This window comes from Dysosmobacter sp. Marseille-Q4140, from assembly GCA_018228705.1.
Classification (GTDB): domain Bacteria; phylum Bacillota; class Clostridia; order Oscillospirales; family Oscillospiraceae; genus Oscillibacter.
In genome coordinates, this window is record CP073694.1 from 1,228,017 (window position 1) to 1,254,308 (window position 26,292).

The window sequence follows — 26,292 nt, forward strand, 5'->3', positions numbered from 1 at the left end:
CTGCTTATTTCTTTTGTACGGCCTTCAAAAGTGCATCTTGGGTCATTTCCTGCTCATAGACAGTGCTGGCATAACGCTGATCTGAAAGCGCACGAAGCATCTTATCTTTTGCCAGCTTTTTCATAGCTGCTGCCGTTCCTTCATCCAGCTTTCCCCGGCGGGTATTTTGCAGGATGGTGTTCATACGGCGGGTATAAATCGCCTTAATGGGATGATCGTCGGCAAGCTCCCGCTGTTCCCGACCTCTCAGATTGCCGATTTGTCGGCACGTCCGTCCCCGCTGGTCACCGGGGGCCAGCCCGCCGCAGTATTTGGTGTGCCGTGCGTCAATGGTGAGAAACCATCTGCCGCAGATGGGACATTTCTTGGGCGCATGGCCCACGCAAAGCCCCTCAAACAGATCAGAACGGAACATCCCCACAAAGGAGACATAGTGCATCCGCTTGACCAGCTGAGGCTCCGTCTTTCCTGGTCGAGTGGTGGCTACATACTGCACCGAAGCATTGGTCAGGGTCATCCAAGATGGATTTTCCAGCGATAAAGTTGGCTCACCTTTGAAGAACTGCCCGAACATTGCCGCATAACCATCCGGGGTACGGTCATAGCCTGGTTCATTTAACCACTCTGCAAATTTCGTCAGGGCCTCCTTGTATTGCCCAAGAGAATAACTCAAATGCCCCAGCACCTGCGCTATTCGGACGAGCATGGTTGCCTTGCTGTGCTGACCAGTCAAAGCACAAATCAGCTGCTCCTGCTGAGTGAGCTGCAAATAGGCTTTTGCATCCTCCATAGATTCTTCGGAAAAGATGACGGCCAGCTTTTGCTCAAAATAGCCTCGATCCAGACGGGAGAATGGCGGCGTTGCCTGCAAAAAGGAGATGATCTCGCCAGCGGCCTGCTGCACCCGCGGCAGCAGCTCCATATCCACGGAACCGGTGTTCATCCCCTGAAGTAGCTGGTTCAGCACATTGCAGGGAGTATCCAGCTTCTCAATGGTGCTGTCCGGGATGTTCAGCACCTCGCAGCCAATGGTTCCCGTGGGCATGGTACTTCCCTCATAGGTCACGGTGTCCTGCCAGAAATCCAGCGACAAAACTGCATGGTTGATAATCTGATCCATCTTCTCCCTCCTGTCATGTTTTTTTATTTTCATAATAGCACACAATTAAAATCTTGTCATGTTTTTTGAAAACGGCTTGTCATGCCATCAGCCTGTTTTTTTCGATTTTCCCCATAACCTATACAGAGGGGTGAGAAAACTGCCCCATCAAAAAGGAAATGGAGGGAATCTGTATGAATCTGTTTGAAGTGGTGAAAGCCAGTATCAACACACGGGAAGCAGCGCAGGCGTATGGAATCGACGTCAACCACCATGGCATGGCGCTGTGCCCGTTCCACAACGACCGTCATCCGAGCCTGTATGTATCGGATGACCACTACCACTGTTTCGCCTGCGGAGAACACGGGGATGCAATCGACCTGACCGCAAAACTGTTTGACCTTCGGTTGTATGATGCGGCCCGAAAACTGGCGGCGGACTTTCACCTTGCGCCGGACAAGCCTTTGCCGGAAGCCATTCGCCGGAAAAAGAAACACAAAACCAAAGCACAGCAGCTTCGTGAGAACGAGCAGCTGTGCTTTTCTGTTTTGAACGAGTATCGGAGGCGGCTTCTGGATTGGGAAAAACGGTATGCGCCGCAAGCGCCGGAAGATGTGTTGGACGAGCGGTTTGTGGAAGCCTGCCACCGGCTGCCCTGGGCAGAGTATCAGCTGGACATCCTGCTGCAAGGCGATTCCTATGAACGAGGCGAAGTTGTGAGTGAACTAACGGCAGGCGGATTTATCCGCAAATTACAGACCTGCCTGAGAGAGGAGCGATACCATGAACAACCCTGTTTGGATCGATGATAAGGGGAAAATCGTTGAGCCGGAATACTGCCGGGATTTTCTTACCCGGTATCCCATGCGCTGCATCAATGAACGCTTTTATACTGTGGATGGACCGTTGCCGGATGAGAGCAAATTGAAGCGGACGATTTATGAGGAAATCTCGCCCTGGCTTCATGCCAAGGTCGCACAGACGGTGGAGCAGGTGGTCAAGGCGTTGAAGCTGGCGGCATACACAGACCCGTTGCCCCTGCAATGTGACCGTATCCATGTGGCGAACGGCACTTATTTTCTGGACGGTACATTCACAGAGGAAAAAGAATACTGCAACAACCGCTTGTCGGTGCCTTATCGGGCAGATGCTCCCGCACCGGAACAATGGCTGCATTTCCTTTCGGAACTGTTGGAACCGGAGGACATTCCCGCCTTGCAGGAGTATCTGGGCTACTGCCTGATTCCGTCCACCAAAGGTCAGAAAATGCTCATGCTGATCGGCAAAGGCGGCGAGGGCAAAAGCCGGATCGGTGTGGTGATGAACGCCATTTTCGGGCTAAACATGAACACCACTTCTATCCAGAAGGTAGAAAACAACCGTTTCGCCAGAGCAGACCTGGAGGGCAAGTTGCTGATGGTGGACGATGATCTGGATATGAATGCCTTGACCAAAACCAACTATGTAAAATCCATTGTGACAGCAGAACTGCGAATGGATTTGGAACGGAAGAAAGAGCAGAGCTATCAGGGGCAGCTGTATGCGCGTTTCCTCTGCTTCGGCAACGGGGCATTGACTGCACTTCATGACCGTAGCGACGGTTTCTTTCGCCGCCAGATCATTCTGACCACCAAAGATAAGCCTACGGATCGGTTCGATGATCCGTTTCTTGCCGAGAAACTGATTGCCGAAAAAGAGGGGATTTTTCTCTGGATGCTGGAGGGATTGCGGAGGCTGATCGTCAATCACTACCACTTCACCATCAGTCAGAGAGCCAAGGACAATATCACTTCCGCTGTTCGGGATGCTAATAACATTCTGGACTTTCTCGATTCTGAGGGTTATGTGTCATTCAAGGCCGATTATGAAGCCAGCACCAAAAATCTGTATGCAGCCTATAAGCGGTGGTGTGAGGACAACGCAGAAAACCCACTGTCCCCAAAGAGCTTCGCAAATCAGCTCAGCCAAAATGCAGAACGCTACAATTTAGAGCCGGTCAATAATCTGCACATCGGCGGTGGGAAGCGATGCCGAGGATATATGGGCATTTATGTTCTGCTCTCACCTGTGGAATTGCAATGAAACTTCAAAATCTTCTGTTCGTGCGTTCATACGTTCCTGATCGGGTGCAGCCTGTGGGACGAAGGAACGCACGAACGCAAAAAATCGAAGTTCATTTTTTATTGTTCGGCTCAGAGGGCGCTCTAAAATCCGCACTTCCCGATCAATGGTTGTGCAAACAGTGAAAAACACTACTGTAAACAGAATGCAAATCATCATTCGGTGATTTGCGAAACAGTGACGCTGGTATGCGGTAAGGTGACTATTTTCACGGTTTCGCTTGCAAGCCCACCTAATGGCAAAGTCGATGGGGTGCTGTTGCGGACAGTTCTTCACAAACGCAGTTCTGAACGATTTTTGAGAAGTAATTAAGATTAACTGTACCGTGCAGCGTGTGTGCTCCACGGCAAACTAACTTTACGAAAGAATGAGGTATTTTCTATGAAATCCAATTTAAGAAATGAAATTAAGTCGTACATCGTGCGTTCCGGCTACACGATGCAGAAAGTCGTTGACCTGCTTTCTGAGGATTACGGCTGGAGCGACAGCGTTTCCAACCTGTCCAACAAGCTCCAGCGGGAGTCTCTGCGGTATGTGGAGGCGGTACAGCTTGCCGACGCCCTTGGTTATGATCTCGTATGGCAAAAGCGGAGGGACGAATGATGCCTGTCGTTCTTGCCCACCGCATCTCCCGTCCCCATCGAAAAATCCGCAGATTTGGAGATGGATGGCAGAGTGGATTTGCAAAATCTGCTCTGCCTGTGAGCGGCAGAAATGAAGCAATCGAGATTGCGGAGATGCTGTCGGTCACACTGCCTTTTGAGGATTTGGGTGCCACACACAAGCCTCTAAAGGCGTCAAGGCATCCGCAGATGCCGCATTCCCCCTCGGAGAGCCCACGGCACTTTGCAGCCCTTCGGGATGAAAGTGTCATAGGTTATTACACTTCCCGCAGGAAGTGCATCCCCGGCCCTCAGCCGTCTGCCGCACAATGGAAAGGAGCTGATTTTTATGGCAAGAAACGACGGAATCGACCGCACCTTTGCCCGTAACCAGGACTTGCCCACCCTCGATGATGTGGCGAAGGTGCAGGAGCATAACGAACGAGAAAAAGACAGCTACTCCAACCAGGATATTGATACCTCCCAGACCTACCGGAATATCCACTTCAAAGCTCCTACCGACAGCTATGCCGCTATGTTCGATCAGATGATTGCCGATGGCGTCATCTCCACCCGTGGCCTGAAAGCCGATGCGGTGAAATACGGGGAACTGATTTTTGATGTGAACTCCGCTTACTTTCACAATCACGGCGGATATGAATATGCCAAGCAATTCTACACCGACGCATACAAAGCTGCCGTAGAGATCGTGGGCGGTGAGCAGTATATCCTCTCTGCCGTCATGCACGCCGATGAGCGCAACCGAGCCATGTCGGAAGCTCTGGGGCAGGATGTGTATCACTACCACCTTCATGTGGTCTATGTCCCGGTGGTGGAAAAACAGATTCTCTGGTCGAAGCGGTGCAAGGATAAGTCCCTTGTAGGTACAGTCAAGGAGACCATTATGCAGGTCAGCCGCAGTAAAAAGTGGGAATCCAAAGTTGCTCTGGATGAACAGGGCAATCCGCTTCTGACCTCCAAGGGCAAGAAAGTTCTGCGGACATCGTACAGTGTCCTGCAAGACGATTTCTTCAACTATATGAAAGCTGCCGGATATACCGATGTGGAGCGTGGAGAGCGTGGCAGCACTGAAGAACATCTGACTGTGACCCAGTTCAAGGTGGCACAGGAGCAGCAGCGGCTGGAAGATGTGACCGCCCAAATCGCTCAGACAGAACAGGCGCTGGACACCGCACAGGCTGCCGTTGAGAAAAAGCACAAGGAGCTGCAATCCCTGCAAAAGCAGGCCAAAGAACAGCGTACTGCCGCCCTGACGGTACAGGAAATCCGCTCCATGGGGAAAAAGACGATCACCGGCAACATCACTCTGACCCCATCCGAGTGTAACACGCTCAAGGATTATGCGGCCAATGGGATTCTTGCCAAGGCGGAAAACAGCCGTTTGGAGGAAAAACTGCAACAAGCGCAAAAGAGCGTCGCTGTCTGGAAACAGCGATATGAATTACTGAAAGAACAGGCACGGCCTTATCTGGAAGCTGTCAAGCTCGCACCCGAAAAGGTGCGGGCTTTTCTTGACGCCATTTTGACACGAACTCGGCAAACAAAGCAACACGATCAATCTTCCCGCCGCAAATCGCAAGATATGGAGCTTTAACAGAAAGGAATTTTTGCTTATGACCAATCTGACAACAAAACTCAATAAGCTGATGCTCGATGATTCTCCTTCGGAAAAGCTGATTAACGCTTGTGCTGAAATCGATATTGAATCCTGCTTTGACCCGATTTTTGAACCGCCGATTGATTTTCTGGAAGAATGCCGGAAACGCTGGGAAAACCTAATGAATCCTTTTATAGGTACGGTAGAACGAAAAATCGGAAATACCTGGTATCTGCTGGAGACTGTATGTGACGGAAATGAGCCGCTTACCCACAAGGTAAAACGGCTCATTTTCTCGGATAAGGAGGCGCTTTGTTCATGACACAGACTCAAATTCATGCTACAATATCACCATGCACACCGATTCTGTCAGCTGACCCAACCGTAAAGGAGGACGCTATGTTGGATCAGCAGAAAATCACCATCCTGTACTGCCGCCTCAGCAATGAGGATGCACTGGATGGAGAATCAAATTCGATACAGAATCAAAAAGAGTTTTTAACCCGGTACGCAGCCGAGCATGGCTACACCAACCTGAAAATTCTGGTGGATGACGGATATACAGGAACCAATTTTGACCGCCCCGGCGTGCAGGAAGGCTTTGCACTGGTTAAGCAGGGGCTTGTCGGTTGCTGGCTGGTCAAGGATCTTAGTAGGTTTGGCCGAGATTACCTGACCGTTGGACAGTACACGGACATCATTTTCCCCAGCTACGATGTGCGTTTTATCGCCGTCAATGATGGTGTGGACAGTGAACGGGGCGACAGCGACGGCTTTGCCGCTATCCGTAATTTGTTCAACGAATGGTATCCACGGGACACCAGCAAAAAAGTCCGAGTCGTATTCCGGCAGAAAGGCACCAGCGGAAAGCATCTGGGAAAACCACCCTATGGTTATCGCACTGACCCTGCCGATAAAGACCATTGGATCATTGACGAGGATGCCGCCCCAGTAGTCAAGCGCATCTTTGACTTGGCCATTGACGGTAAGGGGCCGGAACAGATTGCCCGTATACTGGAGAAGGATAAGGTGTTGACTACCAAGGCGCTGTATGCCAAACAGTCGGAAGACCATCCTGACCCCAAAAAGCGTAAGAAAATGCCGGAGCGCCCTTACCATTGGATTGGTCAATCGGTTGCGGGTATTCTGGAGCGGATGGAGTACACCGGCTGTACCTGCAATTTCAAGACCTATTCCAAGTCCTATAAGCTGAAGAAGCGGATTCCCAATGCCATCGAAGATATGTGTATCTTCCCTGATACGCAGGAAGCAATCGTTTCTCAGGCTCAGTGGGACAGGGTGCAGGAGTTGCGAAAAAACAAACGCCGTCCCACAAAAGCGGAACGGCAGGGATTGTTCTCTGGGCTTCTGTTCTGTCCTGATTGCGGGAATAAGCTGCACTTTGCTACCTGCAAAAGCTTTGACGGCAAGCAAGACCATTATGTATGCTCCAGCTACAAAAGCGGTCGAGGCACCTGTTCTGCCCACTATATCCGGGAAGATGTACTGCGAGAACTGGTGTTGGAACGCATCCGTGCGGTCAATGCCTATATCCGGCAGGATGTGGAAGGTTTTCAGGAAGAATGGCTGCAATGCCGCCGTTCCGATCAGGAACGCAACATCCGTGAAGATCGGAAGCGAGTGGAGCAGGCCAGGAAGCGGCTGACTGACCTGAATGTTCTTCTGTCCCGACTCTATGAGGATTTTGTCCTGGGCGATCTGAACAAGGAGCGGTACAAGAAAATGACCGCCGATTACGAGGCAGAACAGGAACGGTTAAAGCTCGAAATCGAAGTGACGGAAGAATGGCTGGAAACACAGGAAACCATGAGTGCGGATGTGGATGCCTTTGTCGCCCTGACTCAGAAGTATGTGGATGTACCGGAATTGACACCTACGATAGTCAATGAATATATCAAGAAGATTGAGGTGTTTGCGCCGGACAAATCCAGTGGCAAGCGTGTACAGAAGGTAAAAATCTACTTCAACTTTGTGGATGACGTAGAGATTCCTGTGATTTCCGAGCCTGTTGTTGCGAAATCTACCCCTGGACGCAGAAAAACGGCGTGACCATTGCGGTCACACCGTTCTCTGCCCCTCGCAAAGCTAAATAGTACCTTATCACTATTAAGCCTTGTGCGGCGGGGCTTTTTTCATGTTCTCACTATGCATACACTACCATCAGTCCAGTCACAATGCCCAACACGGCAGCCAAGGCCGGCATCCGTGACTGCCAGAGTGTCAGTGCCTCCGGCAGCAGCTCTCCAAACACCACATACAGCATGGCGCCGGAGGCGAATCCCAGCGTCACCGCCAGCCCCACCGGCCCCAGGGTCCCCAGCTGATATCCCAGCGCCGCACCGGCCACGGTGGGCACGCCTGTGGCCGCCGCAGCGGCCATCGCCCAGATCCGGGGCAGATTCGCGGCCCGCAGCGGCCCAGCCACCGCCATGCCCTCCGGAATGTTGTGCAGGGCAATCACACCCGCCAAAGCCACCCCTCCGGCGCCCTCCCTGCCTCCGGAGGCAAAGGCCGCCCCGATCACCATGCCCTCCGGCACATTGTGCAGAGCTACCGCCGCTGCCAGCGCTGCTCCGGCAGCGGCCAGGCCATGGGCGCCCCGCCGCTCCAGCAGCTGCTCCAACCCTTCCACGGCCCCATGTCCCGCCAGCACCGCCGCCGCGGTCAGGGCCAATCCCATTCGCCCACCGGCGCCCACAGCCTCCGCCAGCAGGTCGCAGCACACCACCGCCGTCATGACCCCGGCAGCAAAGCTCAGCAGCAGGCTCACCATCCGGGGCGAGTCTCGCCGCAGCAAACACGCGATCCCGCCTCCCAGGCCCGTACCGCCGATCCCCGCCAGCCCTGTGGCCGCCACCGCTGTCCAGAACATTCCTCCACCTCCTTCAAAGCGCACAAAAGCGGGAAGGCAGCTTCCGCCGCTTCCCGCTTTCGTATGGCGCCTCTGCGCCTCAGATCAGAATATAAATCAGCAGGATCACCAATCCCAGGCCGGACAGCAGCAGGTCGAAGGAGAAGGTCTCCTCCACCAGGAACCGCCGGGGCTTTCTGCCGTACACGCCGAAGTCCTCGTTCCGCTTGGGCACGAAAATGCCCGGCGCCTTGGTGAAGAGGATCCGCTCTCCGACCAGCACCACCAGATCTCCCAAAGAGGCCAGTACCCTGGCGCACAGGGCTCCGGCAAAGGCCAGTCCCCGCAGCACGGGCCGGTACACCCGGTCCTCCAGATCCGCCCAGGCGGGCCAGCGATCCACATAGACCCGCTCGCTGCCCTCCTGCTTCATCAGCAGCTGCCGCACCACCAGCAGATACACCGCCGCGCCGATCCCCAGGGAGATGCAACTGCCCTTGAGATTGACCCAGGTGAAGTAGTGGACGGCGTGGCCCTCGTCCGCCGCCAAAAAGGCCGCGGCCCACCGGGCAATGGGCTCCGTGGTCCGTCCCGGCGTCACGCCAAGCCCCAGCAGCATCGCCGCGCCGCAGCACAGCACCGCCTGGGTCCAGGAAGACATATACTCCCGAACGCCGATCCGCTGTCCCACCGCCCGGGGGGAGGCAAAGATCGCCACGAACAGCTTGGTCATGTAGGCCGCCGTCAGGCCGCCGGAGATCAGGAAGATCCACTCCACCGCCTGGAACGGCGCCGCGGAGAGCCCCTCGTGCTCCAGCAGGTGGATGTACTCCACGATGCCCTCGTGAAGCAGCGTCTTGCTGACGTAGCCGGAAAAGCCCGGCACACCGGCGATGGAGGCCGCCGCCACGAAGAAGGTCCCCTTCAGCCACAGGCGGTTGCGGCCCCAGCCCCGGATGGCGTTGAGGTCCAGGGTGTGGGTATTCACGTACACCACGCCCGCCGCCACGAACAGCACCAGCTTGATGAGGCTGTGGTTGAGCATGTGCAGCACGGTGCCCCAGGCCGCCAGGGCGTTCTCCCCGTCCAGATACCCCTGCATGGCCACGCCCACCAGGATAAACCCGATTTGGGACATGGAGGAGCAGGCCAGGGTCCGCTTGAGGTCGATGGAAAACAGCGCCAGCACGGCCCCCAGGGCCATGGTCACGGTCCCCAGGACCAGTATCACTCTATTCCACGGCACGTCGGCCCAGAACAAAAAGCGGGACACGATCAGCACGCCGAACACGCCGCTCTTGGTCAGGATGCCGCTGAGCAACGCCGACGCCGGCGCCGGCGCCACAGGATGGGCCTTGGGCAGCCAAATGTGCAGGGGGAACATGCCCGCCTTGGCGCCGAAGCCCACCAGGCAGCAGGCCCCGGCCCCGTAGAGCTCCCACCGGTCCTCCGCCGCCACTGCAGCGGCCAGCTCCGGCAGCCGGGCAAACTCCAGGGACCCCAGCAGGTGGCCCAGCCACAAGAGACCCACCAGCAGCGTCATGCCGCCGATGACCGCCACCGCCAGATACGTCTCTGCGGCCCGCAGGGCCTGGGGCGTCTCATTCTGCGCCACCCACACGTAAGAGGTGAAGGACATCATCTCGAAGAACACGAACAGTGTAAAGAGATCTCCCGCCAGAAACACGCCCATCAGGGCCCCCTGGGTCAGCAGCCAGAAGAAATAATACCGGTTGCAGCCCTCGGCGGAGGCAAAATAGGGCGGGGACACCGCGCCGGTGCCCACCCACAGCGCCGCCGCCACTGCCGCCAGCAGCCGTCCCAGACTCCCGGCGGCGAAGGACAGCCCCAGGCCGCAGACACCCGGCAGGATCAACTCCGCCGCCGGAAGGAACAGCAGCACCAGCGCCGCCGCCAGCTCCGCCAGCGGCACCAGCTGGATAAAGCGGTCCCGCAGGCCCCGGTCCCGGCGCCGCAGGGGGAACACCACCGGCGCCATGGCCATGGGGAACAGGATCAGAAACAGCATCAAACCTTGCGCCATCGTCTCTCCCCCTTCCTCACAGCACGCCCTGGCCCACCAGCTGCAAAAAGCCGATGACCAGGTCGGAGCAAAGCGCCAGAAGGACACCGGAGGCCGTCAGGGCCAGCAGCGGGACCTTCATGGCCCAGCCCGGGTCCCGCACCTGGTCCAGCACCGCCCGGTCCAGCTCCCCGATGGGGAAATAGGCCCGGGCCACGATGGTGATGAGATACAGCGTGGTCAGCAGCGTGGACAGGATCAGCGCCCCCAGGCCCGCGTAGGCCAGGGGATTGACGGAGGCCACCGCCCCCTCGGCAATCATCCACTTTCCGGCAAAGCCCCCCAGGGGCGGCACACCGATCAAAGCGAAGGAGGACACCGTGAAGGTGCCGAACACCACCGGCATCACCCGGCCGAAATCCTCCAGCTCGTAGACATACTCCCGCCCCTGGTGCAAAATGGCGCCGGCGCAGCAGAACATGGTGATCTTGGTGAAGGCGTGGTAGACCATGTGGGTCATGCCGCCCACCAGCCCCGCCGGACTCATCAGCGTCAGGGCAAAGAGGATATAGGAGAGGTTGCTGACGGTAGAAAAGGCCAGCCGCCGCTTCAGGTGCGGTGTCCGCAGCGACCGGGCAGAGCCGTAGACGATGGTAATGATGGTGGCGGTCATGACCACGGTCTGTGCCCAGGTCCCCCGCAGGAAGTCCGCCCCGAAGCCGAAGTAAATGAGCCGCAGCACGGCGAAGGCGCCTGCTTTCACCACCGCCACTGCGTGGAGCAGGGCGCTGACCGGCGTGGGCGCCACGGAGGCGTCCGGCAGCCAGCCGTGAAAGGGGAACAGCGCCGCCTTGACGCCGAAGCCGAAGAAGGCCGCCACAAAGGCCACCAGCAGCGTACTCTCGCTGCCGGCCACCCGGGCCGGGTCCAGCACACCGCCGTAGGTGAAGTTCAGATGCCCCACGCCGTAGTTGAGCAAAAACACGATGCCGATAAAGGCAAAGGCCGCCCCCGACAGGGAGTAGATGATGTATTTGCGCCCGGCGTACCGGGCCTTTTCATCCATGGCGTGCATGACCAGCGGCAGCGTGGCCAGGGTCAGCAGTTCATAGAAGAAGTACAGCGACAAAAAGTCCTCGGAGTAGGCGATGCCCAGCACCACACCGTAGGCCATGAGCCAAAAGCTGAAAAAGCGGCTCTCATGGCCCTCATGGGACATGTAGTCCAATGCGTACACCGTCACCAGCGGCCACAGGAAGGACACGATGGCCCCGTACACCATGGAGGCCCCGTCGATCCGCAGGGAGATGGAGAAGCTCTCGGAAAAGCGCACCAGGATACAGGCCAGGGCGGCAGATCCCTTGGCATAGGTGATCAGGATACAGAGGAAGGAGAGCACGGAAGTGACCAGGGCGGAGGCCGTCACATAGATGCTTCGGACCCGGCGGTCCTTGGGCTGCGCCACCAGCAGCACCAAACCCAGCAGCATGGGCACCAGAATAGGCAGCGTCAAAAACCGGTGCATCCGATCTCCCTCCTCTCACAAAAATTCCAGGGCCGCTCCCTCACGGAAACAGTCCTCCAGCCAGCTCCCCCAGCCATCCGGTCACCGCGCCGGGCACCAGGCCCAGCACCACCGCCGCAGCGGCAAAGGCCACCAGGGGCCAGCGCATCCAAGGCCCCACTTCCCTGCGCTCGGCGATATAGTCCTTTCCAGGAAAAAAACCGTCCGTCACGATGGGCAGCAGGTATCCCGCCGTCAGCAGGGCCGACACCACCAGCACCGCCATTCCCGCCGCGCTGAACAGCCCCACCGGCGCCTCCAGTCCTGCGGAGACCAGATACCACTTGCTGACAAAGCCCGCCATGGGGGGAATCCCGATCAGGGACAGCGCCGCCAGGGTAAAGCACCACATGCTCACCGGCATCCGCTTGCCGATGCCCCGCAGCTGGTCCACCCGTGTGTAGTTGGTGGAAAAGATGATGGCGCCCGCCGCCAGGAACAGCGCGTCCTTGGCCACGGCGTGGAAGATCATCTGGGTCATGGCCGCCTGGACTCCGGCCGGGGTCAGCAGCAGCAGTCCGAACAGCACATAGGACACCTGGCTCACGGTGGAGTAGGCCAGCCGCCGCTTGAGCTGCTTTTCCCGGTAGGCCAGCATGGACCCCACGAACACCGTAGTCAGCGCCAGGGTCAGCAGCACATACTGAGGCCAGCTGCCCCGGAGAAACTCCGGCCCGAACATGTAGTAGGTGACCCGGATCACCGCCAGCACGCCGCCCTTGGTGATGACGCCGGAGAGCACGGCGGAAGCCGGTGCCGGAGCCACCGGGTGGGCGGAGGGGAGCCAGGCCTGCATGGGCACCATGCCCGCCTTGGCGCCGAAGCCCACAATCATCAGGCAGTATGCCGCCAGCAGCAGCTCCCGGTGCTGGGCGGACCGGGCCGGATCCATGACGCCGCCGGCAGCGAAGTCCGGCGCCGCCAGATAGTAGGCCACGAAGAAATACCCGATCAGAGCCATACCGGCGCCGAACACCGAATAGCCCAGGTACTTGAACCCCGCCCGCCGGGCAGCGGCGGTGGATGTGTGCAGCACCAGCGGCACGGTGATCAGGGACATGACCTCAAAGAACATGTACAGCGTCACGAAGTTAGCCGCCATGGCAAGGCCCATCAGCACACCCAGGGTCATGGTGTAGAACCCCAGGAACTGCCGCTCCCGGCCGGCGTGGCGGATATAGGGGAAGGCGAACAGCAGCACCGGCACCCAGATGCAGACGCAAAGCAGCATGAAAAACCGGGCCAGGCCGTCGGTCCGCAGCGCCAGGTGCAGCGCCCCCTGGATGGTCAGCAGCACCAGCCGCCGCTCCGGCAGCAGGCACGCCACCGCTGCCAGGACCGCCGTAGCCAGGATCACCGTCAGGGCCAGCCGGTCACGGAGCTGTTCACTTTTTTGCCGGAACACAAAGATCCCGCCTATCAGAGGCACCAGGATCGGCAGCAGCAGCACCATGGGCGCAGTCCTCTCACATTCTCAAAATTTCTCATCAGGTCAGCCGGAGCCCGGCCTCGATCACATTCAAAACAGGGTGATAAAAGATGCCCAGCGCGAAGATCCCCGCCGTCAGCACTGCCGCAGCGGCGGTAAAGGAGCGATCGGCAACCAGATCCCCCGGCGCCACATCTGCCAGCAGGGCCTTTTCCTCCTCGGCGGGAGGCCGCACCCAGATGGCCAGCAGAGCCGGCACGTAATACAGGGCATTGAGCACTGTGGACAGAGCGATGGTCAGCAGGGTCAGCGCCGTCTTGTTGGTGGGCAGGGATGCGCTGGCAAAGTAGAGCTTGGAGACGAACCCGCCGAAGAGCGGAATACCGATCATGGACAGTGCGCCCACTGTGAACCCAAGTCCCGCCACGATGTCCCGGAAGGCGCTGCCGCGGAGGTTCCGCAGGCTCTTGTGGTGCCCGCTGACGGCGCTGAGCCGTCCAGCGCAGGCAAATAGCAGCGGCTTGCAGCAGGCGTGGACCAGAATGTGGAAGCAGGAGGCAGTGAGCCCCGCCATGGTTCCCAAACCCATGCCCATAAAGATGTAGCCGATCTGCGCCACAGAGGAGTAGGCCAGCATCCGCTTGATGTGCCGCTCCCGCATGGCGCCCAGAGACCCGAAGATCATCCCCAGCAGACCGAAGGCCAAAATCACGTTCATGACACCCATCTCCGCCATCAGCTCCAAGCTGAACACCCGGACAATGAGCGTCAGAAGCAGCACGATGTAGCCCTTGAGCACCAGCCCCGACAGCATGGCGGAGGAGGCGGTGGTGGCGCCGCCGTGGGCGTCCGGCAGCCACAGGTGGAAGGGGAACATGGCGCTCTTGATGCCAAGGCCCCCCACGATCAGGCCAATGGACACGGTCAGGGGCAGGTGATACCGTCCGGTCTGCGCCAGCTCTGCCACGGCCTCTGCCAAAGAGGGCATCAGCAGATAGCCGGTGATGCTGTTGAGCAGGGCCAGGCCGATGAGGAACAGCCCTGATCCCAGCAGGCTCATGAAGAGATAGCGAATGGTGGCGATAAGGTTTGGCCCGTTGTCCTTGGCCATGACCAGGGCGCAGGAGGCAATGGTGCAGATCTCAATGAACACATAGCCGGTGAACACATCGTTGGTGTAGGTCAGGGCCAGCAGCGCCGCCGTCAGCAGGTTCACCATGACGAAGTAGAACCGCTGCTTTTCCGGCAGGACATCGTGGAACAGGTCCCGCCGTCCCCCCACCAGGGACATGGCTAGCACCACGCAGAAGGCGGCGGCCAACAGCGCCTGGAGCGGCCCGCACTTGATGGCGTTGCCGTAGGGTGCCACGAACCGGCCCATGGTGTAGGTGAAGCTGAGATCCCCCAGGTAGGTATACTCCAGCACCGCGGCGTTCAGCAGCGCCGCGGTCAGAGCCACCGCCAGGGTCAACCGGTAGGCCAGGGCTCCCCGGCGCAGCGTGGCGCACAGGATCCCCGCCACGATAGCCAGGAAGATGGACAGAAAGGGAAAATTCTCCACAAGCGGCCGCATCAGTCGTCCTCCTTCCGGGCCCGCTCCAGCAGCTCCCGCAGCTCGATGGTACCGTAGCGGCGGTAAATCCGCTGGATCAGGGCCAGGGAAAAGGCGGTGATGGACACGGAAACCACGATGCCCGTCAGCACCAATCCGCTGGGGATGGGGTTGATGTACAGGGGATCGAAGCCCTGATCCCCCACGATGGGCGCGGTGCCCCCGTCAATGTAGCCCAGGGAGGCCAGCAGCAAAAACACAGCGGAATCCATGATGTTGAAGCCCACGACCTTCCGCAGCAGGTTCTGCTGGAGCAGCATGTTCATCAGCCCCACACCGAACAGGATCACCGCGGTCACGGCAAAGCGGTTCTGCAAAACCATCTCCAGCACAGGCGTCCCCCCCTCTCTCTCGTCATAGCCGCCCCGTCACAGCTCCCCCCGGGAGAACAGGGCGTAAAATCCGTATACCGTGCAGGCCACCACCAGCCCCACCGCCAGGTCGATCAGCAAAACCATGCCGGTGAGGTAGTTGGGCAGTCCGTTGGCGCCGATGAAGATATACGCGCCGTACAGCAGGGCGTACAGCAGCAGTCCGCAGGTCCGAACCGCCGCATAGGTCCGCCGGTCCATGAAGGCCCGGATGTTCTGGTGGCCGAAGGCGGCGGAGAACAGGATCAGTCCCGCCCCCAGCACCGTCCCGCCGGAGAAGCCGCCGCCCGGCGACTCCTCACCGTGGAGCAGCACATAGATGGCGAACAGGAAGATGAAGGGCACCAGCAGCCAGGACACCTGCCGTAAAATGGGGTCCCGATGCCCCGCGGCGATGGCGTCCTCCCGGGCCTGCTTGGCCGCATCCATCTCCGAGGTGTTGTTCCGGTCCCGCAGCAGCAGGATCATCACCGCCGTCACCGCCAAAAACAGCACGCAGCTCTCCCCCAGGGTGTCGAAGCCCCGGTAGCTGAGGATCATGGCCGTCACGGCGTTGGCCGAGCCGGTCTCCTCCCTGCCGTACTCCAGATAGTGCTCGGCGACCTCGTTGTTGGTGGGGTTGTCCTCATCGCCGAACACCGGCATGGTCAGCACCGCCGCCATCATGATCCCCACCAGCACCAGACACAGCGCCCCGGCGGCCAGGGGATACCAGTTGAAAAACCGATGGAGCCGATGCTTCTCCCGGCGCTCGTGCTCCTCATCGCTGGGCCGGAAGGAGCGGGGCGGCCGCTGCTCCATGACGAACAGCGACTGGTCCTTCGGCTCCCGGTCCCCGTCCACCCAGGCGGTCAGCTTTTCTCTCCAATTCTCTTGTTCCTTCCGATCAGCCATCCTTCGTTCCTTTCAGCGCGTGGATCCGTTTAAGGGTCAGGAAAAACAGAATACTGGTGACACCCGCACCCACCGCCGCCTCGGTGATGGCCAGGTCGGGGCTCTGCAGCAGGCTCCACAGCACCGCCATCAAAAGAGACATGGCCATGTACACGATCACCATAGCCAGCAGGCGGCGGCACAGGGGCGCCGCCACGGCGCAGGCGATAACGCCGATCAGCAGGATGTACTCCAGCAGGATCATCGCACCTCCACCTCACATTCCTTTTCGATCTCCGCCACCGTCATGACCTCCATCTCCGCGATGAGGTGGCTGGACACGGGGCTGGTCAGCCACAAGAACAAAAATACCAGCAGCGTCTTGGCCCCGGACAGCGACCAGCCGTGGAGCACCATCAGCCCCGCCAGGATGCAGAAGATCCCCAGGGCGTCGCCCACGGCGGCAGCGTGCATCCGGCTCAGGGCGTCGCCGAAGCGGTAGAGCCCCAGCACCGCCGAGAAAAACACGAACAGCCCGAACAGCAGCAGTCCCAGGCCGATCACCGTCGCAATGTTATGCACCATGGACGCCGCCTCCCATTCTCTCCCGCTTTTCCTTCTCCAGCTGTTTCCTCCGCCGGGTCAGCACCAGCCGGGAGACCACCACCACAGTCAGAAAGCTCAGCAGCGCGTACAGCAGTGCCACATCCACCAGAAAGTCCTCTTCCATCCACACCGACAGCAGCACGATCTCCGCCACCACCAGCGTGTTGATGACGTTGACGGCGATGATCCGGTCGGTGAACCGGGGCCCCAGGATGGCGCGGACCAGCGTGGCCAGCATCAGCGCCGCCAAAACGATGGCGCTGAAGATCAAAAGCGCACCTCTCACCTGCTCCATGCTCACGCCTCCATCTTTTCCAGCCGCCGCTGGAAGTCGCAGTCCTCGATCCCCTTCGCCAGCGACGCGTCCAGGGCGTGGACGCAGAAGCGTCCGCCCTCCGCAGTCACGGTGATGGTTCCCGCGGTGAGGGTGATGGAGTTGGCCAGGATCACCCGCTCCCGGTCGGCTTTCAGCGGCGTGTTGTACCACACCAGCAGCGGCCGCATGTTCCGGCCCCGGGTGTACACCAGGCGCATCACCACAAAGCCGGCCTTCAGCATCTCCGCCAGCAGGCGGACCAGATACCGCGCCCAGCCCCACAGCCGCCCCGGCCGGGGCAGGAACATCCGGTAGTCCAGAAACTTCCAGCAAAACCAGGTCATGGCCGCGGACACCGCCAGCCCCCACAGACAGGCGTGGACCGTCACTTCCCCGGTCATCAGCAGCCACAGCAGGAAAAACAGCACGAACACGCCGCGTCCCTCCTCTCCATTTCCAGTCAAAAAAACAACGCCCGCCCCGTCCCGCCGCGCGCATCCAAGCAGCAGCGGCCACATACGGGGGGCGTCGTCTGTCATCTCCAACTCGTTAAAAAACTAACAATGCCGGTCCCGCTCCGCCATCGCTCCGGCAGAAGCGTCCCGGCGGAAGTATCATCTGCATTTATGGTACAGGATGGGCCGGCAAAACGCAAGAAAAAATTCTGCCGCCTGCGTTTTTTTCCCGGCTCTCCCGGCATCTCCCCGGTCCGTTCTCCTCATATCTGCCGCCGGGACCGCATAGGCTTGCAAAAAAGGGGTGATGTGCAAATGAACATCCATGTGGTCCGGCCCGGCGACACCGTGACCTCCATTGCCGCGCAGTACGGCGTGGACGCCCGCCGTCTGGCGGCCGACAACGACGTAGGCGCCGACGGCGCCCTGGCGGTGGGACAGACCCTGGTGGTTCGCTTTCCCGAGACCGTCCATGTGATCCGTCCAGGGGAGACTCTCTTCTCCCTGGCAGCAGCCTACGGCACCACGGTCCGGCGGCTGTGGCAGAACAACTGGCCCCTGGGCGGCGGCACGGACCTGCGGCCCGGGGAGACCCTGGTGATCTCCTACTTCGGCCAGCCGTTTCGATCGGCCCTCTTCAGCGGTTATGCCTATCCCACCATTGACCCTCCTCTCCTGGCCTCGGAGCTGCCCTATCTCAGCTATCTGGCTCCCTTCACCTACGGCATCACCGCCTCCGGCGGCCTGCTGCCCCTGGCGGACGACGCTCTGCTCGCCGCCGCCCGACAGCGGGGCGTCCGGCCGGTGATGCACCTGTCCACCCTGACAGAGGACGGCCAGTTCGACACGGAGCGGGGCGCTCTGATGCTGACGGACCAGGCGGTCCAGACCCAGCTGATCTCGGAGGTCCTGCAAACCCTCCGCCGCCGGGGTTACGCCGGGCTGGATGTGGACTTTGAGTATCTGCCCGGCACCCTGGCCGCCGCCTACGCGGAATTCCTGGCCCGGCTGCGGCGGCTGCTCCATTCCCAGGGCTTTTTCCTGTGGGCGGCCCTGGCCCCCAAAACCTCCGCCCGGCAGGCAGGCCTGCTGTACGAGGGCCACGACTACGCCGCCGTGGGCGAGGCGGTGGACGGCGTTCTGCTGATGACCTACGAGTGGGGCTACACCGCGGGCCCTCCCATGGCGGTGGCACCCCTGCCCAACGTCCGGCAGGTGCTGGACTATGCGGTCACCGCCATCTCGCCGTCCAAGATCCTGCTGGGCATCCCCAACTACGGCTACGACTGGCCCCTGCCCTTCGTCCGGGGGGAGACCCGGGCCCAGTCCATCTCCAACCAGCGGGCCATTGAACTGGCCATCGCCCACCGCATCGACATCCAGTACGATGAGACCGCCCAATCCCCCTTCTTCCACTACACCGGGGACTCCGGCGCCGTCCACGAGGTCTGGTTCGAGGACGCCCGGAGCCTTGCGGCCAAGCTGGAACTGATTGCGGAGTACGGACTTCTGGGCGGCGGCTTCTGGAACCTGATGCGCCCCTTCTCCCAGACCTGGCTGACCACGGCCTCCCTCTACGACATCGCGGACTAAAGGAAACGGGGAGGCGCCCCAAAAGGGCGCCTCCCCGCTTCCGCACCGGCGGGCAGCTCCCGCCAACACACAGGTGCCGGAGCGGAAAACATCCGCCCCGGCGCCTGGTTGTTCTCACAGTCCGTTGACCACCCGGTCGGGCCGGCGGCCCGCCCGAAGCGTCTCCAGGTTCTCAAAGATCATCTGCACCACCCGGCGGTAAGCCGACTGGTTGACGCCGCCCTGATGAGGGCACAGGATCATCCGGTCCGGGAACTCCGCCGCCAGATGCACCAGGGGGTGGTCCGCCCCGGCGGGCTCCGGCTCATAGGCGTCCAGCGCCGCCCCGGCCAGCCGTCCCGACCGCATGGCGGCGCACAGGGCCTCGTCGTCGATGACGGCGCCCCGGGCGGTGTTCACCAAAAATGCCCCGGGCTTGAGATGGGCAAAAAAGGTCTCGTCCAGCAGGTGGCGGCTCTCCGCCGTGGCCGGCAGGTGCAGGCTGATGATGTCGCACCGCTCCGCCAGCTCCAGAAGGGGCAGATAGCCGGCCCCCAGGGCCGCCTCCGTCTCCGGATCACGCCGGTGCCGGGCGTAGTAAAACACCCGGCTGCCGTTGACCCGGAGCCGCCGGGCCGTGGCCTGGGCGATGTTGCCGAATCCCACCAGCCCCACCGTGGACACGCTCAGATCCGGCGGGATATCCCCCTCCAGGGTCCGGATGGCCTCGGCGTGGCGGCCCTGGCGCATCATCCGGTCGCCCCACAGCGTCCGGTGCAGCAGCATGCTCATCAGCGTCACCGCCAGCTCCGCCACGGCGTCGGCGTTGCACCCGGCGTTGTTGCACACCCAGATGCCCCGCTTCCGGGCCGCCTCCAGGTCGATCCGGTCGTAGCCCACGCCCTCGCTGTGGATCATCCGCAGCTTCGGCATCCGGGCGATCAGCTGCTCCGTCACCGCCGTCACCGGCGTCACCACCAGCACCTCGGCGTCGGCGCCGGCGGCCAGCCACTCCGCCTCCGTGCCGGTGCGGTCCCGAAAGACCAGCTCCAGGCCCTCCCGCGCCTCCGGCGCCGGGCCGTACTGGTCATACCGCGCCTGGGGCGCCAGGATCAACACCTTCATTGCGCATCCTCCCTCTCCGTCTCGCCCGCCCGGCGCACGTCCTCCGCCGTCAGGCGCATCAGGTCCTCCCGGTTCACGCTCTCCTGCCGGGCCAGCCGGTCGGCCTGGCACACCAGCACCCGCTCAAAGAGGTTCCGCACGCCCCGGGCGTTGCCGAAGGACACCGGGTCCGTGTTCTCCCGGGCGATCAGCTCCTGCACCGCCCCCGCGGCGTCCTCATCCAGTTCATAGCAGCCCTTCCGGCACTGCATCCGGAAGATCTCCAGCATCTCCTGGGGCGTGTAGTCATCAAAGTGCAAAAAGCGGTTGAACCGGGACTCCAGGCCGGGGTTGGAGCGGATGAACTGGTCCATGAGCCCGTCGTACCCGGCGGCGATCACCACCAGATCGTCCCGGTGGTCCTCCATATACTTGAGCACCGTGTCGATGGCCTCCTGGCCGAAGTCGTTGTCCCCGCCGCCGTTTAGCGCGTAAGCCTCGTCGATGAACAGCACGCCCCCCAGGGCCTTTTCCAGTACCTTGCGGGTCTTGATGGCGGTCTGGCCCACGTAGCCCGCCACCAGGCCGCTGCGGTCCGTCTCCACCAGCTGCCCCTTGGACAGGATGCCCAGAGAGTGGTAGATCCGGGCCATGATCCGGGCAACGGTGGTCTTGCCGGTGCCGGGATTGCCGGAGAACACCATGTGCAGGCTCATCTCCGTCTCCGGCAGGCCGTTCTCCTTCCGCATCTGGTGGACCTTCACCAGATTGACCAGGGTCTTTACCTCCCGCTTCACCCGCGCCAGGCCGATGTAGCCGTCCAGCTCCGCCTGCAGGTCCTCCAGCTTCTCCGGAGGCGGCACCGCCTGGTCGGTCCCGTCCGCCGCAGCCTCTGCGGCCTTCTCCGTCCCGCCGTCCGCTTTCGCCTCCGGCGCGGCAGCCTTTCTCTCCGGTGCGCCGCTCCCCGGCGCCGGGGCCGGTGCGCCCCAGAAGTCCGATCCCATGCGGCTGAGGTTGTGCTCCGTCATGGTGCGGATCACCTCCAGCTGCTGCAGAATGATCTCGTCCTTTTTGTGGTTGTCCGCCATGTGTTCACCCTCTCATCAGATCCGTATGGGCCAGTGCCCGGAACAAGCAGGCGCTGACCAGCCCCGTCAGGGCTCCGGTCAGCAGGGATACCCCCAGCAGCACCGGCAGATAATACAGCGGCGCCGTATTGCCCAGGGTCAGCACCGCCGCGGCCACCTGGCCGCAGTTGTGGGCCGCCGCGCCGCCCACGGACACGCCGTACACGCTCAGCCGCCCCAGGCGGCTCAGCCCCGCCATGACCGCCATAGCGGCCACGCCGCCCAGCAGGGAGAAGATCAGCGCGCTCATATTCCCGGCGAACATGGCCCCCAGCAGGCACCGGGCGATCAGGATCAAAAAGGCCGGCGCCGTCCCCAGGGCATACAGGGCGAACACCGTCACGATGTTGGCCAGGCCCAGCTTCACCCCCGGCAGGGGGATGGCCAGGGTCAGGGGGAAGAGGTTTTCCATATAGCTCAGGGCCAGGGCCAGGGCCGTCAGCACCCCGCACAGCGTCAGCTGCTTTGTGGTCCACTTCATGGCGCCCCTCCTATCCGATCACGGCATCCACGCCGCTCTCCGCCGGCTCTCCGCCCTCCAAGGACACGATCACCCGGGCCGGCAGGCACACGATGCTCTGCCCGCCCCGGGAGATATGGCCGGTGCGGACGCAGTCCTGGGTGGGACAGTCGGAGGACTCTACCCATACCGCTGTCTCCGTCAAGTGGACGTGCAGGGTATAGCCCCTGCTCTCCACCACCCGCTCCGTCTCCGGCAGGCCCGCCAGGGCGATCCGCTCCGTCTCCGTTCCGTCCACGGAGATCACCGCCGTCAGAGCGCTGCCGCCTCCCCGGCCCCACAGCGCCAGGGCGCAGGCCGCCGCCAGCAGCACCACCGCCAGCACCACCGCCCCGTCCCACAGGCCGGGCCGCAGCTCAGGAGACCGTCTCATAGGTGTACCCATTCCCCTCCACCTTTGTCAGTTCGTCCGTCAGCCCGTCGGTGACGACCACCCGGCCGTCCTCCGTCACCAGCACCAGCTGGAAGTTGTACACGCCGCTGCGCCAGAAGTCCAGGGCCTGTTCCTCCCCCATGACGAACAATGCGGTGGACAGGGCGTCGCACAGGGTGCCGTTTCCCTGGGTACCATCTGTCACCACCGTCACGGAAGTGAGGCCGCTGTCCGCCGGGTAGCCGGTGGCGGGGTCAATGATATGGTGATAGCGTTTCCCGTCCTGCTCAAAATACCGCTGGTAGCTGCCGGAGGTGACGGCGTAGGCGTCGGTCAGGTTCAGCACGGCGGCAAAGGCCTCGGCGTTGTCGGGGTCCCGGGGATCCTGGATGCCCACCCGCCAGGCCTCCCCGTCGGGCCGGTCGCCGATGGCCAGCACGCTGCCGCCCAGGCGGATCAGCCCCCGGGGGACCTCATACTCTTCAAAAATGGCCGCCACCCGGTCGGAGGCGTAGCCCTTGCCGATAGCGCCCAGATCGATCTGGGTGCCCGGGTCCAGTGCCACGGTGACGGTGCCGTCGGTATTCTCCCCCAGGCAGCGGATATGCTCCGCCCCCACCGCAGGCAGCAGCACCTCCAGTTCCGCCTGGGAGGGCACCTGGTATTCGTCCGTTGTAAAACCCCAGGCCAGCAGCACCGGCGCGACAGTGATGTCAAAGGCGCCGCCGGTGGCCTCGCTGTACGCCATGGCGGTCTCGATCAGGCCCCACAGCTCGGCGTCGATGTCGGCGGTGCCCTGGCTGTTCAGCCGGGCCACCTGGCTCTCCTCATCCGTGCGGGAGAGCATGGCCTCCAGCCGGTAGACCTCCTCCTCGGCGGCATAGTCGGCCTTGGTGCTGTTGACGCCGTAGGCGGTGAAGATCATGGCGGTGTCCATGGCAATCACCTGGATGCTCTCCTGGGCCTCGTCCGGGTCTATGGTGCCGCATCCGGCGCTCAGGCTCAGCAGAAGCGCCATCAGCAGCGCACAAATTTTTTTCATGAGCGTTCTCCTCAGTCTGTCCGCCTCCGGGCGGAAATTTTCATAATGAAATAGTATAGCACCTTCCGCCCCACTTCTCAACCGTCAATCCCCATTTCCGCCGTCCGGTGCCCCACCATGGTCCCGTTTTTCCAGCCGGTGGTGCCAACATGCATAAACTGCCCGCCACCGGTGCAGGGTAATACCGGCGGACCTCCCGTAAAAAACAAAAAAGCCTTTCGGTTTTCCTTGCAAAAGCAGGCGAAGTCTGCTATACTATCACAGTATGTCGGCGGCGAACGGCTTTTTTCACTGCGGGCATTTCCGAAACAAAAGCCCTGGAGGTTACCATATATGTCAAAAAATCCCAACCGTAATTCCAAGTCTGTCAAGCGTGACGAACCCATGAACGGCGCTATGAAGCTGTTTCTGGCGGGCTGCGTTGCGGAACTGTATTTGCTGGTGATCCGCCGTTTCTATGTCTCCGGTACCATCTATCAGCTGCTGGCCTGCCACACCGCTCTGCTGTATGTGATGATCGCGGGCGTCGTGGTGCTGGCTGCGGGACTGATCCTGGCTCTGGCTGCCCGGAAGCAGCCGAAAAAGGCCCGCCTGGGCTGGGCGATCTTCGCCGCCGGCGTGTTTCTGGCCCTTTCTGCCCTGCTGGTCCGGACTCTGGGCGGCTCCGCTTTGACCGTGCTGTGCGTAGTGGTCCCCGCGGCCATGCTGCTGGGCATCCTGTGGCAGCTCTACGATCGGGAGTGTGCCTGGGCACTGACCATTCTGGCCCTGTCCCTGATGGTGCTGTGGGTCTGCCGTCACCTGCTGGGCGGCGCCGGACTGCTCAGCAAGCTGGCTCTGGCCGGTTCTGTGGTTTACCTGGTGGTCCTGGTGCTGGCGGCACTGCTGATCCGCAAGGCCGACCGCAGCCACGGTATGCTGGGCAAGCTTCAGATCCTGCCCGCCAATGCCGACGCGCTTCCCATTTACGCCGCCTGTGGCCTGTCCTTCGTGGCGGTGGCCGTGGCTCTGTTCAATACCACCGTAGCCTATTACGCCATGTGGGCCCTGGCCCTGGTGGTGTTCATCCTTGCGGTGTACTACACGGTCAAGCAGCTGTAAGACTTCTCTCGAAACCATCAGCGGAGGTCTGTGGATATCCACAGACCTCCGCTTTTTATACGCTGTTTGATTATTGGTAGTAGATGCCCAGGACCTGCTTGTGGGGCTCCGTGAAGTCTCCCAGCCGGATGTCCATGCCGATCTCGAAGGCCCGGTCCCAGGGAAAGCGGTAGTTGGTCAGCTCCACGCCGCCCCAGCCCCGCTCGGCGTACTCCCCGGCGGAGGGCAGGGCGGAGATAAAGTTGCTCCGCTCCAGATTGGCGATCACGTCCGCGGTGGCGGCGGCCATGCCGCTCTCCAGCCGCTCCAGCACGGCGTCCCGGTCGATATCCGGGGTCCAGAAGTTGTCGGCATTGCCGCTCAGATCGCTTCGGACAAAATTCAAAATGTCGTTGCGCACCACGTTTTTGTAGCAGAAGTCCTTGAGAACACTGTCCGCCACGGTCCGCAGGAAGGCCCGTTCCGTGGCGTCGGTCTGCTCCCCGTGGCGCAGGAAGGCGTACCGGGCCACTCCGTGGCTCAGAGCCGTGCCGGTGACGATGGCCATGTCCAGGAAGCCCGCATAGCTCAGCAGGCGCCCCAGCTGCACCTTCTCAGTCAACGCCTCGTGGAAAGCGGTGCCGTAGGTGCCGTTGCCGGCGTCGATCAGGACCGTGGGCGTCTGAGCGGAGTCTCCCTCCAGCTCCCGGACCACCGCCTGGATATAGTCGTCCTTCTTCGTCTCGTCAGCAGGCTGGGTCAGCACCAGGATCCGCAGTTCCGCCGCTCCCGGCTCCGCCGGCCGCAGGTCAAAAAAGTCAAAGTGCTCATCCATGATGGCGGTCAGGGGCTGATAGTCGTAGGCACAGGCAGGCTGGTCCTCGGTGCCGCCGAAATACTCCACGCTGACATCCGCCCCCTCCCAGCCGCACTCGTCCAAATACAGCCGGGCCACGGCCTTGAAGGCCAGATCGTCCACGCCGGAGAGCAGCGCGTCTCCCTCCCGGAGGCGGCTGCGCAGATAGGCGATCTCATTTTTCTGGATGCTGTCCTCCTCGGAGGAGTCGTCGATGCCCACCAGCACGTGGAACCGCCCCTCCGTGCCCGGCAGGGCATCGAAGAGCGTCTGGCTCAGCCGCAGCTTCCGCTCCCGGGCCGCCAGGTATCCCTCCACGGCGCCCTCCGGCAGCGGCTCCTCCGCCTCGGCCCGGATGACCTGCCCGTCGGCGCCCAGGGGATAGTCCGCCACGATGTTCTCCACCGTCAGCTCCGCCCCGGTCAGATGAGGCCGGGCGGCCATGCCGTAGGTCCGCAGGGCGTTGTACTCATTGAGGCCGAAGCCGCCGTACCCGGTGGTGGCCGCCAGGCGCATCACCGTGTCCAGCAGCCACACCTGATTGTTCTCATCGGCGGCCAGCAGGCCCAGCAGCTCTGTCAGCAGCTCCGCCTCGCTCAGCGTCCGGCCGTCGGACAGCGTCACCGGGTTTTCCCCGGCCATGCTTCGGGAACTGACCAGCCCGCCGGAGAGCAGCTGGTCCACCGACAGGATGTAGCGGTCGCAGCCCTCCGCCTCCCGGGCCAGGACCCACTCATACAGGTCCGCCCGGTCGCCGTACTGGGTGCCGTTTTCATTGAGCGGCTGGCCGTCCAGCCGGGTCTGGTAGTCGTCCCGCTCCGGCAGCAGCAGCTCGTAGCCCAGGGAGTCCGCCAGGTACACCACCCGCTCCTCGTTGTCGGGCCGGTCGTCCAGGGGCACGTAGGCGATCACCGGCTCATCCGCCGGGGCGCTCTCCTGGTCCACCGGCTCCGTGCTGACGGGACCGCAGCCCGCCAGCAGGGCGACCGCCAGGACCGCCGTCAAAAATCGTCTGTTCATACGTCTCTCCATATTTGAAAGAAGCGGGGCCCACGGC

General features: G+C 61.4%; 26 protein-coding genes. 8 read left to right on the plus strand and 18 right to left on the minus strand.

The window, feature by feature from the left end; all coding sequences use genetic code 11:
- Positions 1-4: 4 nt before the first annotated feature.
- Entirely contained in the window at positions 5-1,120 is a 1,116-nt protein-coding gene (locus tag KFE19_06220; protein QUO39100.1) for a hypothetical protein, read from the minus strand.
- 173 nt (positions 1,121-1,293) lie between these two features.
- On the opposite strand from KFE19_06220, the gene KFE19_06225 reads away from it, so the two are divergent.
- From KFE19_06225 to KFE19_06250, 6 genes are all read left to right on the plus strand, one after another.
- Entirely contained in the window at positions 1,294-1,908 is a 615-nt protein-coding gene (locus tag KFE19_06225) for a DNA primase (protein ID QUO39101.1), read from the plus strand.
- Positions 1,883-3,181: a DNA primase gene (locus tag KFE19_06230; GenBank protein ID QUO39102.1), complete on the plus strand. Its 1,299-nt coding sequence runs from the start codon at positions 1,883-1,885 to the stop codon at positions 3,179-3,181. The genes KFE19_06225 and KFE19_06230 overlap by 26 nt, the downstream gene beginning before the upstream one ends.
- 420 nt (positions 3,182-3,601) lie before the next feature.
- The gene (locus KFE19_06235) at positions 3,602-3,823 is read left to right on the plus strand and encodes an LLM class flavin-dependent oxidoreductase (GenBank protein QUO39103.1); all 222 of its coding nucleotides are present in this window, start codon (positions 3,602-3,604) and stop codon (positions 3,821-3,823) included.
- 348 nt (positions 3,824-4,171) lie between these two features.
- A complete protein-coding gene (locus KFE19_06240) occupies positions 4,172-5,437 on the plus strand; it encodes a plasmid recombination protein (GenBank protein ID QUO39104.1) in 1,266 nt (421 codons plus the stop codon).
- Positions 5,438-5,456: 19 nt separating this feature from the next.
- On the plus strand, positions 5,457-5,762 hold the full coding sequence (locus KFE19_06245) for a hypothetical protein (protein ID QUO39105.1): 306 nt from the start codon (positions 5,457-5,459) through the stop codon (positions 5,760-5,762).
- Entirely contained in the window at positions 5,759-7,510 is a 1,752-nt protein-coding gene (locus KFE19_06250; protein QUO39106.1) for a recombinase family protein, read from the plus strand. Before KFE19_06245 ends, KFE19_06250 begins: the two co-directional genes overlap by 4 nt.
- Positions 7,511-7,604: 94 nt before the next feature.
- Here KFE19_06250 and KFE19_06255 read toward each other — a convergent pair whose 3' ends face one another.
- From KFE19_06255 to KFE19_06305, 11 genes are all read right to left on the minus strand, one after another.
- Positions 7,605-8,333, minus strand: coding sequence for a ZIP family metal transporter (locus KFE19_06255; GenBank protein QUO39107.1), 729 nt, complete (start codon positions 8,331-8,333; stop codon positions 7,605-7,607).
- Positions 8,334-8,412: 79 nt separating this feature from the next.
- Positions 8,413-10,356 (minus strand): NADH dehydrogenase, encoded by a 1,944-nt coding sequence (locus KFE19_06260; protein QUO39108.1) that lies wholly within the window; start codon positions 10,354-10,356, stop codon positions 8,413-8,415.
- 16 nt (positions 10,357-10,372) lie between these two features.
- Positions 10,373-11,860: a proton-conducting membrane transporter gene (locus KFE19_06265; GenBank protein ID QUO39109.1), complete on the minus strand. Its 1,488-nt coding sequence runs from the start codon at positions 11,858-11,860 to the stop codon at positions 10,373-10,375.
- Positions 11,861-11,900: 40 nt separating this feature from the next.
- Positions 11,901-13,349 (minus strand): proton-conducting membrane transporter, encoded by a 1,449-nt coding sequence (locus KFE19_06270; protein ID QUO39537.1) that lies wholly within the window; start codon positions 13,347-13,349, stop codon positions 11,901-11,903.
- Positions 13,350-13,386: 37 nt separating this feature from the next.
- Positions 13,387-14,901, minus strand: coding sequence for a sodium:proton antiporter (locus tag KFE19_06275; protein QUO39110.1), 1,515 nt, complete (start codon positions 14,899-14,901; stop codon positions 13,387-13,389).
- A complete protein-coding gene (locus KFE19_06280) occupies positions 14,901-15,263 on the minus strand; it encodes a cation:proton antiporter subunit C (GenBank protein ID QUO39538.1) in 363 nt (120 codons plus the stop codon). Before KFE19_06280 ends, KFE19_06275 begins: the two co-directional genes overlap by 1 nt.
- Before the next feature lie 45 nt (positions 15,264-15,308).
- A complete protein-coding gene (locus tag KFE19_06285) occupies positions 15,309-16,205 on the minus strand; it encodes a hypothetical protein (protein QUO39111.1) in 897 nt (298 codons plus the stop codon).
- Positions 16,198-16,449 (minus strand): DUF4040 domain-containing protein, encoded by a 252-nt coding sequence (locus KFE19_06290; protein QUO39112.1) that lies wholly within the window; start codon positions 16,447-16,449, stop codon positions 16,198-16,200. The genes KFE19_06285 and KFE19_06290 overlap by 8 nt, the downstream gene beginning before the upstream one ends.
- Positions 16,446-16,769 (minus strand): monovalent cation/H(+) antiporter subunit G, encoded by a 324-nt coding sequence (locus KFE19_06295; GenBank protein QUO39113.1) that lies wholly within the window; start codon positions 16,767-16,769, stop codon positions 16,446-16,448. Before KFE19_06295 ends, KFE19_06290 begins: the two co-directional genes overlap by 4 nt.
- Positions 16,759-17,085 carry a sodium:proton antiporter gene (locus tag KFE19_06300; GenBank protein QUO39114.1) on the minus strand — a complete coding sequence of 109 codons (327 nt, stop codon included), beginning with the start codon at positions 17,083-17,085 and terminating at the stop codon, positions 16,759-16,761. The genes KFE19_06295 and KFE19_06300 overlap by 11 nt, the downstream gene beginning before the upstream one ends.
- A gap of 2 nt (positions 17,086-17,087) precedes the next feature.
- A complete protein-coding gene (locus KFE19_06305; GenBank protein ID QUO39115.1) occupies positions 17,088-17,540 on the minus strand; it encodes a Na+/H+ antiporter subunit E in 453 nt (150 codons plus the stop codon).
- A gap of 336 nt (positions 17,541-17,876) precedes the next feature.
- On the opposite strand from KFE19_06305, the gene KFE19_06310 reads away from it, so the two are divergent.
- Positions 17,877-19,154, plus strand: a complete 1,278-nt coding sequence (locus tag KFE19_06310; protein ID QUO39116.1) for a LysM peptidoglycan-binding domain-containing protein — start codon at positions 17,877-17,879, stop codon at positions 19,152-19,154.
- A 114-nt stretch (positions 19,155-19,268) separates the two neighbouring features.
- Here the strand turns inward: KFE19_06310 and KFE19_06315 are convergent, their stop codons facing one another.
- The 5 genes from KFE19_06315 to KFE19_06335 are packed head-to-tail and all read right to left on the minus strand — an operon-like array spanning position 19,269 to position 23,299.
- On the minus strand, positions 19,269-20,258 hold the full coding sequence (locus tag KFE19_06315) for a 2-hydroxyacid dehydrogenase (protein QUO39117.1): 990 nt from the start codon (positions 20,256-20,258) through the stop codon (positions 19,269-19,271).
- Positions 20,255-21,325, minus strand: a complete 1,071-nt coding sequence (locus KFE19_06320) for an AAA family ATPase (GenBank protein ID QUO39118.1) — start codon at positions 21,323-21,325, stop codon at positions 20,255-20,257. Before KFE19_06320 ends, KFE19_06315 begins: the two co-directional genes overlap by 4 nt.
- Positions 21,326-21,329: 4 nt before the next feature.
- Entirely contained in the window at positions 21,330-21,845 is a 516-nt protein-coding gene (locus KFE19_06325) for a Gx transporter family protein (protein QUO39119.1), read from the minus strand.
- A 10-nt stretch (positions 21,846-21,855) separates the two neighbouring features.
- Positions 21,856-22,257: a NusG domain II-containing protein gene (locus tag KFE19_06330; protein QUO39120.1), complete on the minus strand. Its 402-nt coding sequence runs from the start codon at positions 22,255-22,257 to the stop codon at positions 21,856-21,858.
- Entirely contained in the window at positions 22,241-23,299 is a 1,059-nt protein-coding gene (locus KFE19_06335; GenBank protein ID QUO39121.1) for an FAD:protein FMN transferase, read from the minus strand. The genes KFE19_06330 and KFE19_06335 overlap by 17 nt, the downstream gene beginning before the upstream one ends.
- 333 nt (positions 23,300-23,632) lie before the next feature.
- Between KFE19_06335 and KFE19_06340 the strand changes: the two genes are divergently transcribed.
- Positions 23,633-24,400 carry a hypothetical protein gene (locus KFE19_06340; GenBank protein ID QUO39122.1) on the plus strand — a complete coding sequence of 256 codons (768 nt, stop codon included), beginning with the start codon at positions 23,633-23,635 and terminating at the stop codon, positions 24,398-24,400.
- A gap of 70 nt (positions 24,401-24,470) precedes the next feature.
- Here the strand turns inward: KFE19_06340 and KFE19_06345 are convergent, their stop codons facing one another.
- On the minus strand, positions 24,471-26,255 hold the full coding sequence (locus tag KFE19_06345) for a DUF4127 family protein (protein ID QUO39123.1): 1,785 nt from the start codon (positions 26,253-26,255) through the stop codon (positions 24,471-24,473).
- Positions 26,256-26,292 lie beyond the last annotated feature (37 nt).

Coding starts and splice junctions, on each gene's coding strand:
- KFE19_06330 (QUO39120.1), bottom strand. CDS start 22,257: ATGAGACGGTCTCCTGAGCTGCGGCCCGGCCTGTGGGACGGGGCGGTG.
- KFE19_06310 (QUO39116.1), top strand. CDS start 17,877: ATGAACATCCATGTGGTCCGGCCCGGCGACACCGTGACCTCCATTGCC.
- KFE19_06275 (QUO39110.1), bottom strand. CDS start 14,901: ATGCGGCCGCTTGTGGAGAATTTTCCCTTTCTGTCCATCTTCCTGGCT.
- KFE19_06250 (QUO39106.1), top strand. CDS start 5,759: ATGACACAGACTCAAATTCATGCTACAATATCACCATGCACACCGATT.
- KFE19_06285 (QUO39111.1), bottom strand. CDS start 16,205: ATGGCTGATCGGAAGGAACAAGAGAATTGGAGAGAAAAGCTGACCGCC.
- KFE19_06290 (QUO39112.1), bottom strand. CDS start 16,449: ATGATCCTGCTGGAGTACATCCTGCTGATCGGCGTTATCGCCTGCGCC.
- KFE19_06260 (QUO39108.1), bottom strand. CDS start 10,356: ATGGCGCAAGGTTTGATGCTGTTTCTGATCCTGTTCCCCATGGCCATG.
- KFE19_06240 (QUO39104.1), top strand. CDS start 4,172: ATGGCAAGAAACGACGGAATCGACCGCACCTTTGCCCGTAACCAGGAC.
- KFE19_06325 (QUO39119.1), bottom strand. CDS start 21,845: ATGAAGTGGACCACAAAGCAGCTGACGCTGTGCGGGGTGCTGACGGCC.
- KFE19_06295 (QUO39113.1), bottom strand. CDS start 16,769: ATGGTGCATAACATTGCGACGGTGATCGGCCTGGGACTGCTGCTGTTC.
- KFE19_06230 (QUO39102.1), top strand. CDS start 1,883: ATGAACAACCCTGTTTGGATCGATGATAAGGGGAAAATCGTTGAGCCG.
- KFE19_06265 (QUO39109.1), bottom strand. CDS start 11,860: ATGCACCGGTTTTTGACGCTGCCTATTCTGGTGCCCATGCTGCTGGGT.
- KFE19_06245 (QUO39105.1), top strand. CDS start 5,457: ATGACCAATCTGACAACAAAACTCAATAAGCTGATGCTCGATGATTCT.
- KFE19_06225 (QUO39101.1), top strand. CDS start 1,294: ATGAATCTGTTTGAAGTGGTGAAAGCCAGTATCAACACACGGGAAGCA.
- KFE19_06335 (QUO39121.1), bottom strand. CDS start 23,299: ATGAAAAAAATTTGTGCGCTGCTGATGGCGCTTCTGCTGAGCCTGAGC.
- KFE19_06320 (QUO39118.1), bottom strand. CDS start 21,325: ATGGCGGACAACCACAAAAAGGACGAGATCATTCTGCAGCAGCTGGAG.
- KFE19_06340 (QUO39122.1), top strand. CDS start 23,633: ATGTCAAAAAATCCCAACCGTAATTCCAAGTCTGTCAAGCGTGACGAA.
- KFE19_06235 (QUO39103.1), top strand. CDS start 3,602: ATGAAATCCAATTTAAGAAATGAAATTAAGTCGTACATCGTGCGTTCC.
- KFE19_06255 (QUO39107.1), bottom strand. CDS start 8,333: ATGTTCTGGACAGCGGTGGCGGCCACAGGGCTGGCGGGGATCGGCGGT.
- KFE19_06280 (QUO39538.1), bottom strand. CDS start 15,263: ATGGTTTTGCAGAACCGCTTTGCCGTGACCGCGGTGATCCTGTTCGGT.
- KFE19_06300 (QUO39114.1), bottom strand. CDS start 17,085: ATGGAGCAGGTGAGAGGTGCGCTTTTGATCTTCAGCGCCATCGTTTTG.
- KFE19_06220 (QUO39100.1), bottom strand. CDS start 1,120: ATGGATCAGATTATCAACCATGCAGTTTTGTCGCTGGATTTCTGGCAG.
- KFE19_06315 (QUO39117.1), bottom strand. CDS start 20,258: ATGAAGGTGTTGATCCTGGCGCCCCAGGCGCGGTATGACCAGTACGGC.
- KFE19_06345 (QUO39123.1), bottom strand. CDS start 26,255: ATGAACAGACGATTTTTGACGGCGGTCCTGGCGGTCGCCCTGCTGGCG.